The organism is Blastochloris sulfoviridis, assembly GCF_008630065.1.
Taxonomy (GTDB): Bacteria; Pseudomonadota; Alphaproteobacteria; order Rhizobiales; family Xanthobacteraceae; genus Blastochloris; species Blastochloris sulfoviridis.
Map to the genome: position 1 here is coordinate 25,609 of NZ_VWPL01000017.1, position 15,573 is coordinate 41,181.

18 protein-coding genes and 1 pseudogene are annotated in these 15,573 nt (G+C 67.9%); 7 read left to right on the forward strand and 12 right to left on the reverse strand.

All coding sequences use genetic code 11. From position 1 onward, the window contains the following. The first annotated feature begins 81 nt into the window (after positions 1-81). Positions 82-672: a L,D-transpeptidase gene (locus tag F1193_RS10655; RefSeq protein ID WP_150097670.1), complete on the forward strand. Its 591-nt coding sequence runs from the start codon at positions 82-84 to the stop codon at positions 670-672. A gap of 46 nt (positions 673-718) precedes the next feature. Here F1193_RS10655 and F1193_RS10660 read toward each other — a convergent pair whose 3' ends face one another. From F1193_RS10660 to F1193_RS10685, 6 genes and pseudogenes are all read right to left on the reverse strand, one after another. Continuing rightward, positions 719-1,027 carry a HigA family addiction module antitoxin gene (locus tag F1193_RS10660; protein ID WP_150097671.1) on the reverse strand — a complete coding sequence of 103 codons (309 nt, stop codon included), beginning with the start codon at positions 1,025-1,027 and terminating at the stop codon, positions 719-721. Between the two features lie 82 nt (positions 1,028-1,109). Beyond that, a pseudogene (locus F1193_RS10665) lies at positions 1,110-1,304 on the reverse strand (type II toxin-antitoxin system RelE/ParE family toxin); the annotation flags it as partial. 56 nt (positions 1,305-1,360) lie between these two features. Continuing rightward, a complete protein-coding gene (locus F1193_RS10670; RefSeq protein WP_246164309.1) occupies positions 1,361-1,969 on the reverse strand; it encodes a histidine phosphatase family protein in 609 nt (202 codons plus the stop codon). A gap of 56 nt (positions 1,970-2,025) precedes the next feature. After that, complete coding sequence (gene fabI / locus F1193_RS10675) at positions 2,026-2,844, reverse strand: enoyl-ACP reductase FabI (protein ID WP_210247351.1); 819 nt, start codon at positions 2,842-2,844, stop codon at positions 2,026-2,028. Positions 2,845-2,991: 147 nt separating this feature from the next. Next, the gene (locus F1193_RS10680) at positions 2,992-3,996 is read right to left on the reverse strand and encodes a DnaJ C-terminal domain-containing protein (RefSeq protein WP_150097672.1); all 1,005 of its coding nucleotides are present in this window, start codon (positions 3,994-3,996) and stop codon (positions 2,992-2,994) included. 252 nt (positions 3,997-4,248) lie between these two features. Next, positions 4,249-4,665 (reverse strand): RT0821/Lpp0805 family surface protein, encoded by a 417-nt coding sequence (locus F1193_RS10685; protein WP_150097673.1) that lies wholly within the window; start codon positions 4,663-4,665, stop codon positions 4,249-4,251. A gap of 135 nt (positions 4,666-4,800) precedes the next feature. On the opposite strand from F1193_RS10685, the gene pdxH reads away from it, so the two are divergent. Further along, on the forward strand, positions 4,801-5,421 hold the full coding sequence (pdxH, locus tag F1193_RS10690) for a pyridoxamine 5'-phosphate oxidase (protein WP_150097674.1): 621 nt from the start codon (positions 4,801-4,803) through the stop codon (positions 5,419-5,421). A 165-nt stretch (positions 5,422-5,586) separates the two neighbouring features. After that, entirely contained in the window at positions 5,587-6,342 is a 756-nt protein-coding gene (locus F1193_RS10695) for an SDR family NAD(P)-dependent oxidoreductase (protein ID WP_150097675.1), read from the forward strand. A gap of 443 nt (positions 6,343-6,785) precedes the next feature. Here the strand turns inward: F1193_RS10695 and F1193_RS10700 are convergent, their stop codons facing one another. The 6 genes from F1193_RS10700 to F1193_RS10725 form a co-directional block, all read right to left on the reverse strand. Beyond that, entirely contained in the window at positions 6,786-7,070 is a 285-nt protein-coding gene (locus tag F1193_RS10700) for a GIY-YIG nuclease family protein (RefSeq protein ID WP_150097676.1), read from the reverse strand. Between the two features lie 24 nt (positions 7,071-7,094). Next, positions 7,095-7,979 (reverse strand): CAF17-like 4Fe-4S cluster assembly/insertion protein YgfZ, encoded by an 885-nt coding sequence (gene ygfZ, locus F1193_RS10705; protein ID WP_150097677.1) that lies wholly within the window; start codon positions 7,977-7,979, stop codon positions 7,095-7,097. Between the two features lie 80 nt (positions 7,980-8,059). Continuing rightward, on the reverse strand, positions 8,060-8,800 hold the full coding sequence (locus tag F1193_RS10710; protein ID WP_210247352.1) for a hypothetical protein: 741 nt from the start codon (positions 8,798-8,800) through the stop codon (positions 8,060-8,062). Positions 8,801-8,968: 168 nt separating this feature from the next. Next, complete coding sequence (locus tag F1193_RS10715) at positions 8,969-9,238, reverse strand: hypothetical protein (protein WP_150097678.1); 270 nt, start codon at positions 9,236-9,238, stop codon at positions 8,969-8,971. Between the two features lie 260 nt (positions 9,239-9,498). Further along, entirely contained in the window at positions 9,499-10,110 is a 612-nt protein-coding gene (locus F1193_RS10720; protein ID WP_246164310.1) for a TIGR02301 family protein, read from the reverse strand. A 219-nt stretch (positions 10,111-10,329) separates the two neighbouring features. Beyond that, positions 10,330-10,701, reverse strand: a complete 372-nt coding sequence (locus F1193_RS10725; protein WP_150097679.1) for a gamma-butyrobetaine hydroxylase family protein — start codon at positions 10,699-10,701, stop codon at positions 10,330-10,332. Positions 10,702-10,943: 242 nt separating this feature from the next. Here F1193_RS10725 and moaA point away from each other — a divergent pair, with 242 nt between their 5' ends. The 4 genes from moaA (at position 10,944) to F1193_RS10745 (ending at position 15,468) form a co-directional block, all read left to right on the forward strand. Beyond that, positions 10,944-11,963 (forward strand): GTP 3',8-cyclase MoaA, encoded by a 1,020-nt coding sequence (moaA, locus tag F1193_RS10730; RefSeq protein WP_210247354.1) that lies wholly within the window; start codon positions 10,944-10,946, stop codon positions 11,961-11,963. A gap of 87 nt (positions 11,964-12,050) precedes the next feature. After that, positions 12,051-12,557 (forward strand): hypothetical protein, encoded by a 507-nt coding sequence (locus F1193_RS10735; RefSeq protein ID WP_150097680.1) that lies wholly within the window; start codon positions 12,051-12,053, stop codon positions 12,555-12,557. A 373-nt stretch (positions 12,558-12,930) separates the two neighbouring features. Beyond that, positions 12,931-13,587 (forward strand): TRAP transporter small permease subunit, encoded by a 657-nt coding sequence (locus tag F1193_RS10740; protein ID WP_150097681.1) that lies wholly within the window; start codon positions 12,931-12,933, stop codon positions 13,585-13,587. A 120-nt stretch (positions 13,588-13,707) separates the two neighbouring features. After that, positions 13,708-15,468, forward strand: a complete 1,761-nt coding sequence (locus tag F1193_RS10745; RefSeq protein ID WP_150097716.1) for a TRAP transporter large permease — start codon at positions 13,708-13,710, stop codon at positions 15,466-15,468. Positions 15,469-15,573: the final 105 nt, after the last annotated feature.

Consider the following 15,573-nt stretch of genomic DNA (forward strand, 5'->3'; position numbering starts at 1 on the left):
CCGCGACGCTGCAAATCATAGCTTGTCCCCGTGCAAGACCTGGTTGCACGACGGCAAAGGTTAGGACCGAGAAGGATCGCCATGCGCTCGAAGCTGCTCGCGTTTGTCACCCTCGCCGTGGCCGCCGCCGGCCCGACGACGGCCGGCGCCACCTATGACGAACGTTATCCGCACACCTACACCTATGAGCGGCGGGGCGGCGGCATCGGTTACGAGAAGTTCGGCGCCTCGCCGATTCCGCGCCAGACGGTGCGCTATGACGGCCCCTACAGGCCGGGCACGGTGATCATCGACACCGCTGAGCGTCGTCTCTACCTGGTGCAGCCGGGAGGAACCGCTCTGAGGTACGGCATCGGCGTGGGACGCCAGGGCTTCCAGTGGTCGGGCGTCAAGACGATCTCGCGCAAGGCGGAATGGCCGGACTGGCGGCCGCCGTCGCAGATGCTCCGGCGCCGGCCCGACCTGCCGCGCTACATGCCGGGCGGTCCCGACAATCCGCTGGGCGCGCGGGCGATGTATCTCGGCTCCTCGCTCTACCGCATCCACGGCTCCAACGAGCCGGAGACCATCGGCCAGGCGGTGTCCTCGGGCTGCATCCGCATGACCAATGACGACGTGATCGACCTCTACAATCGCGTGCGCGTCGGCACCACCGTGGTCGTCCGGCGCTGAGAGACCGGACTGCCGAGGGGGGACGCAGCCGCGCCCCCTGCCACCCTCACGCCGCCGTCAGCGTCGGGATCTTCTCGATCTCGGCGCCAAGCTCCTTGCGAGCGACGTCGAGGTCGTAGGTCCGCTGCAGCGACAGCCACAGTTCGGGACCGTTGCCGCACAGCTTGCCCAGCCGCAGCGCCATGCCGGGCGTCACCGGCTGCCTCTCGGCAAGGATGTCGTAGAGGCTCTGGCGCGAAATCCCGAGCAGGCGCGCGATCTCCGCCTTCGGGATCGCCAGCGCCGGAATGACATCCTCCCGCAGCAGTTCGCCAGGATGCATGGGCGGCAAACCAGCCGTCAGCTTTGCCGTCATCAGTGGTAATCCTCCGATCGACGTCGACCGCGTCCTCGCCGGCCCAGCCGAATGTGACCCGCCAGTTGCCACTGGCATCGAGCGCGTAGCGGCCCTTCTCGCCGCCCTTCAGAGCATGAAAGCGCAGGCCGGGGATATTCAGTTGCTCTGGCCGGCTCGCCGCATCCAGCGCCAGCAGAATGCGCCGAAGCCGTGCCGGGTTCTGCACGCTCAGCTTGGAGACGTCGCCGGTCGCGGCAAACCGCTCCAGCCCCTCGCTCCGGAATGAGCGGATCATGTTTCGGTAGCGTAAGGCGATGCCTTACATGCCTCAAGCGAGAGCTTACACCGCCCTCACCGCCACTCGGCCCAGCCCTCGCCGACCACGCAGACGCGATTCTGCGGCACGTTGAACCGGCACGCCTCGCTGGCGGTCATGCTGCCGAACAGCACCAGCAGCGCCCGCGTCACCCCGCCATGGCTCACCACCACGGCGTCGCCGGCCAGCGTCTCGCACCAGCGCTCCAGGCGATCGGCAAGGTCGACGTAGCTCTCCCCGCCCGGCGGCGTGTGGGTCCAGGTGCTGCGGTCGCGGGCGGTGGCACCGGCGGGATCGGCGGCACGGATCTCGGGCCAGGTCAGCCCCTCCCAGCGCCCGAACGACAGCTCGGCAAGCCGCGCATCCACCGCATAGGCTTCCGGCGTCAGGCCGAGCGTTGCGCGCAGAAGCTCCATCGTCTCGCGCGCCCGCACCAGCGGGCTGGCGACGAACGCGACGGACGCGAGGGCGGCCGGCGGCACGACGCCCGCCAGCCGGCGTGCCGATTCGGCGGCCTGCCGGCGTCCGGTGGGATTGAGCGAAATGTCGCGCCGCCCCTGCAGGCGGCCTTCGCGGTTCCAGTCGGTTTCGCCGTGGCGGATGAGGTAGAGCATCGTCCGCGAGGGGGTGCCGGTCCTATGCAAGACGTGCAACTCCTGCGCAAGGCTCGTGTCCGTTGCGCAGGGTCCGACGGACCGCGTCAGTCCTTGGCCAGGGTCAGGTCCGGCGCGTCGGGGTTCTTCATGCCGACGACGTGGTAGCCGGCATCGACATGGTGGATCTCGCCGGTGACGCCGCGCGACAGGTCCGACACCAGATACATGCCGACGTCGCCCACCTCATCAATGGTGACGGTGCGGCGCAGCGGCGAGTTCAGCTCGTTCCATTTCAGGATGTAGCGGAAGTCGCCGATGCCGGAGGCGGCGAGCGTCTTGATCGGCCCGGCCGAGACCGCGTTGACGCGGATGCCGGTGGGGCCGAGGTCGGCGGCGAGATAGCGCACCGAGGCCTCCAGCGCCGCCTTGGCCACGCCCATCACGTTGTAATGCGGCATCCACTTCTCGGCGCCGTAATAGGTCAGCGTCAGCATGGCGCCGCCGGACTGCATCAGCTTTTCCGCCCGCTGAGCGATGGCGGTGAAGGAGTAGCAGCTGATGAACAGCGACTTGTTGAAGTTGTCCGCCGAGGTCTCGATGTAGCGGCCGGTGAGCTCATCCTTGTCGGAGAACGCGATGCAGTGGACCAGGAAGTCGAGCCCGCCCCAAACCCGCTTCACCTCCTCGAACACCTGGTCGATGGTCGCCGGATCGGTGACGTCGCAATGGCCGACCACGGCCGCATCGAGTTCTGCCGCCAGCGGCCGCACCCGCTTCTCCAGCGCCTCACCCTGATAGGTGAAGGCGAGTTCCGCCCCCTGCGCATGGCAGGATTTGGCAATGCCCCAGGCGATCGACCGGTTGTTGGCGACCCCCATCACGAGGCCGCGCCGGCCCTTCATCACGCCCGAACCACCACTCATGTCAGCCTCCGCCGTAACCGCCTCCCTATGGCACGGCCGCTCAGGCGGCAGCAAGCCGCGATCGAGCGAGCGCATATCCGGCAGTGGATAGACTTTCGTCCGCTTGCGGACCTGACACGCTCAGGGTGCCGTCGCGCGCAGCGCAACTCACAGCGCCTGCGCGCGCCACTTGCGCATCAGGGCGTCAAGCTCCGGGTCGGCGGCATCGGGCAGCGCGATCTTGAGCGTCACCAGCAGGTCGCCGGCCCCGCCCGAAGGGTTGGGCAGGCCGCGTCCGCGCAGCCGCAGGGTGCGGCCGCTCGAACTCATCGGCGGCACGGTCAGCTCCACCGCGCCCTCGAGCGTGTCGACCCGCACCTTGCCGCCCAGCACCGCATCGGCGAGCGGCACCGCCGCCTCGGTGCGCAGATCGGCGCCGTCGGGCTTCAGCGTCGGGTGGGGCGCAACCTCCACCGTGACCAGCGCATCGCCGGGCTGGCCCTGGCGCAGCGGGCTGGCCTGGCCGAGGCCACGCAGCCGCACCGTCTGGCCGGAGGTGATGCCGGCCGGAATCGTCACCTCGACCTCCTTGCCGGTGGGCAGCGACACGCGCGTCTTGGCGCCCTTGGCCGCCTCCGCCATGGTCACCGTCACCTGGACGGTGACGTCCTCGCCGCGGCCGGTCGCCTGGCCGAAGCCGCCCTGGAAGCCCCCCTGGGGGCCGCCCTGCGGCCCGCCCCGGCCGCCGAAGGCGCCGAAGATGTCGCCCAGTATGTCCTCCATGCCGCCCGGCCCGGCGCCGCGGCCGGCGCGGCGCACGCCGTCGGGGCCGAAGGTGAAGGTCTCGAAGCCACCCGCCGGCCCGCCGAAGCCGCCGAAACCGGGGTTGAATCCGCCTTGGCCGCGCCCACCGGCGCCGGGATGAACCCCCTCGAAGCCGTGGAAGCGCGGCTTGCCTTCGGCGTCGATTTCGCCGCGGTCGAACTGCTTGCGCTTGGTCTCGTCGCCGAGGATCTCGTAGGCGCTGTTGAGTTCGGCGAACTGGGTCGCCGCGTTGGGGTCGGTCTTGTTGGCGTCCGGGTGCAGCTTCTTGGCGAGCTTGCGATACGCTTTCTTCAGCTCATCGTGCGTCGCCTTGCGGCCGACGCCGAGCACGTCGTAAGGGTCGCGCATCCTTTGTCTTCTCCCGCGATCGTATGCCGAAGCTCCCGGCGTCCGTTCAGGCCCGCCGAGGCTTCGCCTCGCTCACCCTGAAGGTGGGGACTGCCGCGGCAGGATACAACGGTTTGCGCCCGGCTGCGGCATCCCGCTGCGACGAGCGCCCATAGCATTTTCCGCAAAAGTGGGAACCGGTTTTGCGTAAGAAAATGCGAAATCCCAATAACCTAGGGCATCCGATCTGATGCGGTCAGATCGGATGGCGCTCTAGGTCTTGACGGCGAGCGGCCGCACCGCCTGCACCTTCCAGCCGTGCTTGCCGTTGAGGCAGGCCTCGCCCTGGTGCCACGTTTCATTGTCGCCGAAGACGCGCGACAGCAGGAAGGTGCGGCAGGTCTTTCCCGCCGCCGAGGCCACCGCAGCCGACAGCGGCGTGATGCTGCCGCGCGCACCGGTGAGCGGATTGTCCCACATCACGCTGGCGCCGGCGTCGGTGCGGCTCATCGCCTGGCTCAGCGCACCGCGGGCGGCGCGCCAGTCCATGTCGGGCACCGGCGTCAGCGCCGGCGGCGTCTTCACCGAGCCGGTGACGGTCGTGTCGTCGGCATCGTCGCCGAACAGCCCGCCCATCGGGATGGAAATGGCGGCGCAGCCGGACAGCAGCAGCCCGAGCCCGACAGCCATCGCGGCGGCGCCGAGGCGCCGGCACGAACGCGCGGTTTTCTCCTCCCGCCGCGCTCGACTATAAAGCCGCGCCGGCTCGTACGCACCGCTGGCAACCACGAATCGCTTCACTCCGCACACGCGAGACCGGTGCAAATGGAAACGCCATCCTGGTTAACGACTGGTGATTTCACCGCGGCCGACGAGCCGTTTCGCCTGTTCCAGGCGTGGCTTACCGATGCGGAAGCGAGCGAGCCGAACGACCCCACCGCCATGGCGCTGGCCACCGTCGATGCAGACGGCCTGCCCAATGTGCGCATGGTGCTGCTGAAGGGAGTCGATGACCGCGGCTTCGTCTTCTACACCAACACCGAGAGCCAGAAGGGTCGCGAGCTCGACGGCCAGCCCAAGGCGGCGGTGGTGTTCCACTGGAAGAGCCTGCACCGGCAGGTGCGCGTGCGCGGGCCGGTGGAGCGGGTGAGCGACGCCGAGGCCGACGCCTATTTCGCCACGCGCCCGCGCGGCTCGCGCATCGGCGCCTGGGCGTCAGCGCAGTCGCGGCCGCTGGAGAGCCGGCTGGCGCTGGAGAAGTCGGTGGCCATCTTCACCGCCCGCTACGCCATCGGCGAGGTGCCCCGCCCGCCGCACTGGACCGGCTATCGAATCCTGCCGGTATCGATAGAATTCTGGCATGATCGGCCCTTCCGCCTCCACGATCGCCTCCAGTTCCGCCGGCAGGCCGATGGAGGCTGGCAGAAGAGCCGTCTCTACCCCTAGAGCATTCTCCGCAGAAGCGAGTACCGGTCTTGCGAAAGAGAATGCGATAAACCAAGACCTTGGAGCGTCCGCTCGATCCGATCGGATCGGCGGATTCTCTGGTGTTCCAACCTTAGTGTTGCCGCTGCGCGATCCTGCCCGATCGCCAGCCCGCCGGAGCGTCCGATGAGTTTCTCCCAGTCCAACCAGCCGGGCCGCACGCTTCTGCTCACCGGCGCCTCGCGTGGCATCGGCCACGCCACGGTGAAGCGCTTCGGCGCCGCCGGCTGGCGCGTCATCACCTGCTCGCGCCACCCCTTCCCGGAGGAGTGCCCGTGGGCGATGGGGCCGGAGGACCACATCCAGGTCGATCTCGGCGATCCCGACGACACGCAGCGGGCGATCGGCGAGATCCGCGCCCGCCTGCCGGCCGGCGAGTTGCACGCGCTGGTCAACAATGCCGCGATCTCGCCCAAGGGCACGGGCGGGGCGCGGCTCGGCACCATGGATTCGGCGCTCGACATGTGGCGCAGCGTGTTCCAGGTGAACTTCTTCGCGCCCATCATGCTGGCGCGCGGCCTGGTGGAGGAGCTGAAGGCCGGCCAGGGCGCGGTGGTCAACGTCACCTCGATCGCCGGCGCGCGCGTCCACCCGTTCGCCGGCGCCGCCTATGCGACCTCCAAGGCGGCGCTGGCGTCGCTGACCCGCGAGATGGCCGCCGATTTCGGCCCGCTCGGCGTGCGCGTCAACGCCATCGCCCCAGGCGAGATCGACACCTCGATCCTGTCGCCGGGCACCGAGAAGATCGTCGAGGAGCAGATCCCGATGCAGCGGCTCGGCACGCCCGACGAGGTGGCCAAGATCATCTATGTGCTGTGCACCGAGTGGTCGTCCTACGTGAACGGCGCCGAGATCATGATCAATGGCGGCCAGCACGTGTGAAGCGCATCCAATGACCTGAGCCTCGTCGTCCCGGGCAAGGGCCGCAGGCCCGCGATCGTCCGCTGTTTCACGTCGTCCCGGACGGCGCGTAGCGCCGAGCCGGGACCGTGCGCAGGAAGGGGGCCATTTTCGGATGACGATCCCGGCTCTCGCTCACGCTCGCCCGGGATGACAAAGCCCGTAGGGTGCAATAGCGAAAGCGTATTGCGCCAATATAGCGTCAGGAAACCGTGGCGGAATACGCTACACTGTTCTGTCATACATGGTTTTTTCGACCAGCTTTCAAGACGTGGATGGCCGGGACAAGCCCGGCCATGACGGTGTTGCAGCGGCGTTCATTTTTTTGAAACACTCGAACGCCTGAAATTTATACACGTCAACTGTTATCCTCGTCATGGCCGGGCTTGTCCCGGCCATCCACGACTTCCTTTTTCTGAATTCGATCAGATCAGAGTTTCGTACAAATCGTCCCAGTCCGGGTTCACGACGTGGATCAGGCGAACCTTCCAGGCCCTGGGCCAATGCTTGATGTTCTTCTCGCGCTGGATTGCGTCCGGCAGCGTCGAGAACTCCTCGAAATAGACCAGGCGGTGCAGGTCATAGCGAGCCGTGAAGCCCGCAACGACATGCGTCTTGTGCTGCCAGACGCGGCGGATCAGGTCACTGGTCACGCCGACATAGAGCGTGCCGTTCGGACGGTTGGAGAGGATATAGACCCATCCCGCCATCCGAATTCACCTCGTCCAGAGCCCTCACCCCTCCCCGGGGAACGCGAAGGTCGCCCAGTCCGGCTTGACCGGCGTCAGGTGCACCCCGCCGCAGACCAGCGGCAGGCCGGCGGCCAGCGCATCGGCCACCCGGTCGAGCCGCAGCAGCGCAAGCCCCCGCCCCTCCACCGCCGAGCCCATGGTGCCCACCGTCTTCTCGCCCGCCAGCACCGGCAGGCCGCCCTCGGGGAGAAAGCCGCCATCGGCCGCCACCACCGGCACCACGCGGGTGCGCGCCGTGCCGCGGTGCTGCATGCGCGCCACCACCTCCTGGCCGATGAAGCAGCCCTTCCTGAAGTCGATACCGGCGAGCTGGTCCATGTCCGCCTCGTGCGGAAAGGTCTCGCTCAGCACATAATCGAGGCCCGGCTCGGGAACCCCGAGCGCGATGCGGTGGCGGTGAAAGGCGCGCTCGTCCTCCAGCGTCGCACCGGCGTCGATCAGCGCGTCCTCGGCGCCCTCGCGGTCGATCACCGCGCGATAGCCGAGCGCCGGCAGGCGTGGATCGGCCACCGCGTGCGACAGCGTGCCCGGCGCCCCCTCGCCCCACAGTGCCACCACCACGGCCTCGCCGCCGACCTCGGCGACCGTCACCTTGGCGCGCAGGCGGTAGAGGCCGAGCTTGGCGACAAGCTCGTCCACCTGCGAGCGCGCGACGTCGAGCAGGAAGCCGCCGCCCTCCTCGGCCGCGATCTCGCTGACGATCGCCTCGGCCACCATCTTGCCCTGCGGCGTCAGCAGCGCCGCGTGGCAGGCCCGCTGCGGCGACACGCCTGCCAGGCTGTTGGTCAGGAGCCGGTCGAGAAAGCTGCGCGCCTCCTCGCCGCCAACGGCGACCACGGCACGGTTGGTGAGGATGGTGGCGAACATCGGCTCCTCCCATCGGGCTTCAAGCTGTTGTTTTATTGCATTATTTCGCAGGACCGCAATGCCGTCCCGCGGGCCGCGCGCTACTCGCCGGCCACGAAGAAGTGCCACACCCCGTCCGGCGCGATGCCGACGCGATAGAAGGCGTAGGCGCCGAACTCCACCATCTCGCGATAGTCGGAGCCGGTGACAATGCGGAACAGCTCGACCAGCTGCTCGGGGTCGAGATTGCGGATCGGGTAGCGCGCGAAATACGGCCAGATGAACATTTCCTGCGGCGTGCCCTGATCGACATGGACGAAGGGCGCCTCCATCACGTCGAGCAGGATGCCGAGGACCTCCACGCCCTTGGAATCGGGAAAGGCGGCCTGCCAAAGCGCCAGGGGGTCGCGGTCGTTGCCGAAGGTGAAGATCGGCATCAGCTCGTTCGACTGCATCACCGTGGCCACCTTCTCCAGGCTGCCGCTCCTCGCCGCCTCCAGGATGCGGGCCCGCATGCGCGCCACCGGCTCGGGCAGGCGGGCGGAGTCGGTGATCACTTCCGGCGGCGCGCTCTCACCGCCCTTGGTATCGCCCGGCCGCACGGCGTGGGCGCCATTGGCCGGGGCCTGCGACCGCGCCGTATTGCCGCTGGCCGGCGTCGCGGCGTTACCGGGCGGCGTAACCTGGGGCGTAACCTGGATGGTCTCGGTGCGCACCTTGTTCTGAGCCAAGGCCGAGTTGTGCACCAAGACACTCCCGGCCGCCAGCACCGCGCTCGCGGCGAGCAGCACAGACAGCACACGGAACCGGCGAATCAGGGAGGCGGCGCAGACTCGGATCATGCGCGGTGGTTAGCGCACCGGCGTGGCGTCAGCGAGGCATTCGTGCGCGAATGCCTCGCGCCCGAAGTCCACTTTGCGAAGGAAGTCCACTTTGCGAAGGAAGTCCACTTTGCGAAGGAAGTCCAATTTGCGAGCACGGCCTTCCGGCTCGATCCGCCGGAAAGCGCCTCACTGCTGGACGCGGTACACCGTGTACTCGCCGGCACGCACCCGCGCGGCCAGGCCTTCGGCGAAACTGGCTGCCGGCTGCTCCCCATAGACCGCGACAAGCTCCTGGAACGCCAGGAAGATCGCTGCCTGGACGAGGCAGTCCGGGTCGAGCCCGTCCACCGTCGCCTCGTCCCATGCCTCGCCAAGATAGGTCAGCGCTGCCCGGCGCTGCTCGGCATCGGCGACGGCCTCGGCCGCATGGGATACGCTTTCGGAAGGTTCGGACACGACAGCACTTCTCCGCAGCCCCCCTGGGGCAGAACGGGGCACACGCTAGCACGTCCCGCGCGGCCGTCGCGGCGATCCTGAAGAAACTATTAATAAATCTATTCGAGAAGGTTAACGCTAACCGCCGGATTTTACCGGTCATGCGAAATCCGGCCTCAAGGCTCGCAATCCCGTCGCCCCGTCGCCGAAAAATCCCTTTTCGATCAAAATCTTTGGCGCTTGCATTTCCGGGATCACGACGTGATCCACCGGAATCCGCATCAGTTGCCGTAGCGGGCGACGATGTCGTGGGCGAGCTTGGAGCCCTCGGTCAGATAGCGCTGGACGGCGAGATTGGCCGCCGGGGTGCATGTGCGGTAGGAGCGCTCGAACGCGACATAGCCATTGTTGAAGCCGCGCGTCAGCGTCTCCTTGCGGTCCTCGGTCGGGGCCTCCGCCTCGATCAGCGCCTGCATCTCGTTGCGCCAGCGCTGTCCTTCCGAAGCCCCGCACAGCGGGCGCAGATAATGCAGCGCGCCCATGATCTCGGCGATGCGCAGCAGGTCGCCCTCATAGGGCGGCGGCACCGAGGCCGGCATGGCAGGCTTGGCCTCCTCGCTCTCGCCCGGCGGCCGCGCGGCGGCGCCCCCGGCCGCTCCACCGCTGGCGCTGCGCCCGGACGGCGACGGCTTGCGCGGCGTCGATTGCGGACGCTCCTTCAGGTTCATCGGCGGCGGTGGCGGACGCCGCGGCGCAAACAGGTCGAAGAAGAACCAGCCGCGCTGCGGCGGCGGCGGCCCGGACCGGTTGATCAGCCCGCCGGGCGGGCGCGGCTGCGCCTCGGCGGCCGAAACCGCCACCAGCGAAAGGAAGAGTATCAGGAGGTGCCGCATCACGCACACCTATGCCTCGCGCCGCGCCCCGGGACAAGTGATCCTGCGACACGCCCTGCGGCTTCGGGATGATCCCGCCATGAGCGACGACGCCCGGTCGCCGCAAATCCTGCCATTCGCACGGGGGCGTGCATTCGGGCTCGCGGCGATCGTGCGGCGGGGCTCGGAGACCGCTTGGAAACGCGGCCGAACTCCGTATCACCGGCATCGCCCGCGCAATCACCTGCGCTCGCGCGACAGGCCCTTGGCGGCCAATTCGGCCAGATAGCGCTGCCAGCGCTCGCCGTGCTCTTCGCCCAGCTCCGCGAGGAAGCTCCAGGCATAGAGGCCGGTGGAATGCCCGTCGTCGAAGACGAGGCGGACCGCGTAATTGCCGACCGGCTGGATCTCGGCAATCGCCACATCGATCTTGCCGGCAACGGTCTTGCGCTCGCTCGGCGTGTGGCCTTGCACCTCGGCCGAGGGGCTCTCGACGCGCAGATATTCGGCACCGAGGACGAAGCTGCGGCCGTCGTCGAACGTGACCGTCAGGTTGCGGCGGTCCTTGCTCAGGCGCAGTTCGACCGGCCAGGCACGGCCCGTCTGAGACATAAGGGACTCTGGAGACGTGCGGGGCTCGTGAGACATCGGGCGTTCCCTTCCGCTGCCGGGCCCGGCCCGGCGGCCGTGCATCCGTGCCGCGGGCAAGTGCCGCGGACCTATCCACTTGTCTGTATCGCCCCGGACGAAGATGATCACAAGCGGCCGGCGACAAAGACCCGCGAGAAAGACCAGCAAGATAGACCGGCGTGGGAGGAGCAGGGATGCGACTCGACCACCCGCCCGACGCGGGAATGGGTATGGCGCGGCCGGCCTCGGTGCCGATGGTCGACTCGTTCGGCCGCCATATCCATTACCTGCGCGTGTCGGTGACCGACCGCTGCGACTTCCGCTGCGTCTACTGCATGAGCGAGGCCATGTCGTTCCTGCCGCGGCAGGAGCTGCTGTCGCTTGAGGAGCTCGACCGGCTGTGCAGCGCCTTCGTCGCCAGGGGGGTGCGGCGGCTGCGCCTGACCGGCGGCGAGCCGCTGGTGCGGCGCGACGCGATGACGCTGATCGCGTCGCTGTCGCGCCATCTCGCCACCGGCGCGCTGGAGGAGCTGACGCTCACCACCAACGGCTCGCGGCTCGCCAAATTCGCCTCAGCCCTCGCCGACAGTGGCGTCCGGCGGGTCAACGTGTCGCTCGACACCCGCAATCCCGACACCTTCCGCGCCATCACCCGCTGGGGCGGCTTCGAGACCGTGCTGGCCGGCATCAAGGCGGCCCGCGCCGCCGGCCTGACGGTGAAGATCAACACCGTCGCCCTCAAGGGCATCAATGACGGCGAGATCGAGGAGCTGATCCGCTGGGCGCATGGCGAGGGCATGGACCTCACGCTGATCGAGGTGATGCCGCTCGGCGAGATCGGCGGGGACCGTCTCGACCAGTATTTGCCGCTCTCTCTGGTCCGCGCCCGGCTCGCCCAGTGCTTCACCCTCACCGACATCGCCCACCGCACCGGCGGCCCCGCCCGCTACGTGCAGGTGGCCGAGACCGGCGGCCGGCTCGGCTTCATCACGCCGCTGAGCCACAATTTCTGCGAAAGCTGCAACCGCGTGCGCGTCACCTGCACCGGCACGCTGTTCATGTGCCTCGGCCAGGAGGATGCCGCCGACCTCAGGGCGCCGCTGCGCGCCTCGGCCGGCGACGAGCTTCTCCACGCCGCGATCGGCGCGGCGATCGCGCGAAAGCCCAAGGGCCACGACTTCGTCATCGACCGCCGGCGGTCCGAATCGGCGGTCGGCCGCCATATGAGCGTCACCGGCGGCTAGAGCATTCTCCGCAGATGTGGAAACCGGATTTGCCGAAGAGTCGGCGGACGTCCTAGAAATCCGGCGGCTGAGAATAGGGAAAGACCGATGAGAGCCGATATCGCCGCCCTGTGCGGCGCGCTTGCCATTCTGCTCGCCGGCTCTGCGGCGGCGCAGCCGCCGGCCGATGCGTGGGTCACCTACAGGAACCCGCGCTTCGGCACGACGGCCGAGGTGCCGCGCCATCTCGTGCCGCGGCAGATGCCCGACCCGACGAACGGCGACGGGCGCACCTGGACCAGCGCGGACGGACGCGCCACGGTGACGGTGTTCGGCGCCTTCAACGCGCTCGACCTGACGCCTGAGCGCTATGTCGAGGACATCCACGCCGACCGCCTTCCCCACGCCAGCTATAGGCGGATCGCCGACACGTGGTTCGTCATTTCCGGCACCAAGGACGGCGTCGTCTTCTACGACCGCTGCAATTTCACCGGCGATCTGCGTGTGCAGCATTGCATCGCGCTGAGCTATCCCGAAGGCGACGCCCCCGCCTGGGATGCGGCGGTGGCCCGCATCAGCAAATCGCTGCGCATCGGCCGCGGCCTCGACGGCTGACCTCCCCTGCCCCGCGGCAATCGGCTGAATCGATTTGACGCTGACCGGCATGGCGCTTAGAGCATTCTCCGCAATAGTGGATACCGGTTTTGCAGAAGAGAATGCGACAACTCAATCACTTAGAGCGTCCACCGGCTTCGATCGGATCGGCGGACGCTGTGGAGCATTCGGCGCAGAGGCGGGAACCGGTTCTGCGTAAGAGAATGCGATAACTCAAGAGATTCGAGCACCCGCCTGCGTCGTTGGCATTGGTGGGCGCTCTTGTGGTGCGCTCCCGGCACCTGCATCCCGCAGATGTCGGGACAAATCGCCGTACGAGCGAACCACAGCGAACGCCGCCGGCCACGCTGGCGGCCGGCGGGGGACGAAGCCTATGAAGCTGCTGCTCGGTTTCAGCCGCGCGGTCGACGCCGCGAACCGCACGATCGGCCGTGCGGCAAGCTGGCTCATCCTGGTGGCCATCCTCGTCTCGGCCGGCAACGCCCTGATGCGCAAGCTGTTCGACATGTCCTCGAACGCCTGGCTTGAGCTGCAATGGCAGTTGTTCGGCGCGGTGTTCCTGCTGTGCGCCGCCTGGACCCTGCTCACCAACGAGCACATCCGCATCGACATCGTCAGCAACGCACTGCCCAAGCGGGTGCGCGACGGCATCGACGTGTTCGGGCACGTGGTGTTCCTGCTGCCGTTCACGCTGGTGATGATCGTCACCTCGGTGCCGTTCTTCCTGTCCTCCTACCGGGTGGACGAGCAGTCGATGAATGCCGGCGGCCTTCCCATCTGGCCGGCGAAATTCCTGGTGGTGGCGGGCTTTGTGCTTCTGTTCCTGCAAGCGCTGTCCGAGCTGATCAAGCGCATCGCCATCATGGCCGGCACCATTCCCGATCCGCACCTCGCCAGCGAAGGGCCGGCGGCCATCGCGGTTCTCGACCGTTCCGCCATCGGGCCGCAGGTTCCTTCTGCTCGGGATCCTTCTCCGCGGGATCCCGCCCCGCTGGAGCGACCCGCCTCCAAAGACTCGTCCTCGCTCTAAGCCTCGTTACGGTGCCCCATGGCTCTGCTACGCACGATCCGGGTGACGCTTCTGCTGGCGATGCTCGCCATGCTGGCGCTGTATTTCGTCATGCCTGCGAAGGCGGCCGTTCCGGCGGATCTGGCCGGCTTCCTGGAACACAACATGGCGCCGATCATGTTCGCGGCGCTGGTGGTGTTCCTGCTGCTCGGCTATCCGGTCGCGTTTGCGCTGGCGGCGAACGGCCTTCTGTTCGGCCTGGTGGGCATCGATCTCGGCCTGTTCCGGCCCGACTTCCTGCAGGCGCTGCCCGAGCGCGTCTTCGGCACGATGAACAACGACGTGCTGCTGGCGATCCCGTTCTTCACCTTCATGGGGCTGGTGTTGGAGCGCTCGGGCATGGCCGAGGACCTGCTCGACACCATCGGCCAGCTCTTCGGGCCGGTGCGCGGCGGTCTCGCCTTTGCGGTGATCTTCGTCGGCGCCCTGCTCGCCGCCACCACCGGCGTGGTCGCGGCGTCCGTGATCTCGATGGGGCTGATCTCGTTGCCGATCATGTTGCGCTACGGCTATGACCGGCGGATCGCCACGGGCGTCATCGCCGCCTCCGGCACGCTGGCCCAGATCATCCCGCCCTCGCTGGTGCTGATCGTGATGGCCGACCAGCTCCAGCGGCCGGTCGGCGACATGTATGAGGGCGCGTTCATCCCCGGCCTTGTGCTGGCCAGCCTCTATGCGCTGTGGGTGTTCATCGTCTCGATGGTCAAGCCCGAGGCGGCGCCCGGCCTGCCGCCCGACGCCCAGACGCTGCGCGATCCCGACGGCAAGACCCGCCGGCTGTCGCTGCTGGTGGTGACGGTGATCTCTACCCTCGGCGCGATCGTGCTGATGCGGACGTTCAGCACCGTCAAGGCGGGCGCCGACTATGTGGTGCTGACCTTGTCGGCAACCATGATCATCGGCTTCGCGATCGCGCTCGCCAACCGCCTGCTGCGGCTGAAGCTGCTGTCGCGGCTCGCCGAGGAGGTGGTGTTCGTGATGGTGCCGCCGCTGGCGCTGATCTTCCTGGTGCTCGGCACCATCTTCATCGGCCTCGCCACGCCGACCGAGGGCGGCGCCATGGGCGCCACCGGCGCGCTGCTGCTCGCCGCCTTCAAGGGACGGCTCAATTTTCGGCTGGTGCAGCACGCGACCGAAGCCACCGCCAAGCTCTCCGCTTTCGCCATCTTCATCCTGCTTGGCGCGCGGGTGTTCTCGCTCACCTTCTACGGCGTCAATGGCCACCGCTGGGTCGAGGAGCTCCTGACGTCGCTGCCGGGCGGCGAGACCGGCTTCCTGGTGTTCATCAACCTGCTGATTTTCGTCCTCGCCTTCTTCCTCGACTATTTCGAGCTGGCCTTCATCATCATCCCGCTGATCGGGCCGGTGGCCGACAAGCTCGGCATCGATCTCGTGTGGCTCGGCGTGATGCTGGCGATCAACATGCAGACCAGCTTCCTGCATCCGCCCTTCGGCTTCGCGCTGTTCTTCCTGCGTTCGGTCGCGCCGAAGGACAGCTTCATCGACCGGGTCACCGGGAAGCACACGGCCGGCATCACCACCGCCCAGATCTATTGGGGCGCGGTGCCGTTCGTGATCATCCAGCTCATCATGGTGGCGCTGGTGATCTTCTTCCCCGGCATGGTGATGCACTACAAGTCCGCGCTGCCGAAGGTCGACCCCTCGACCATCCAGATCGACATCCCGATGCCGCTCGGCAGCGATCTGCCGCCGCCGAACCTGCTGCCGCCCGCGAACCTCACGCCACCTCCGGACCTTGCGCCGCCTCCTGATCTCACGGCACCGCAAGATCTCGCGCCGCCGCAGGATCGCACAAACGAAACCGCGCCGCCGCAGCAATAGAAGCTGCGGCCCTTGCCACGACCTCGCGGTCGCAGTCTCGCGGTCACACGGTTTCCGGCTGATCAAGCCGGAGAACCGTGTCAGCAGATCGGAAAGCGGCGCGGC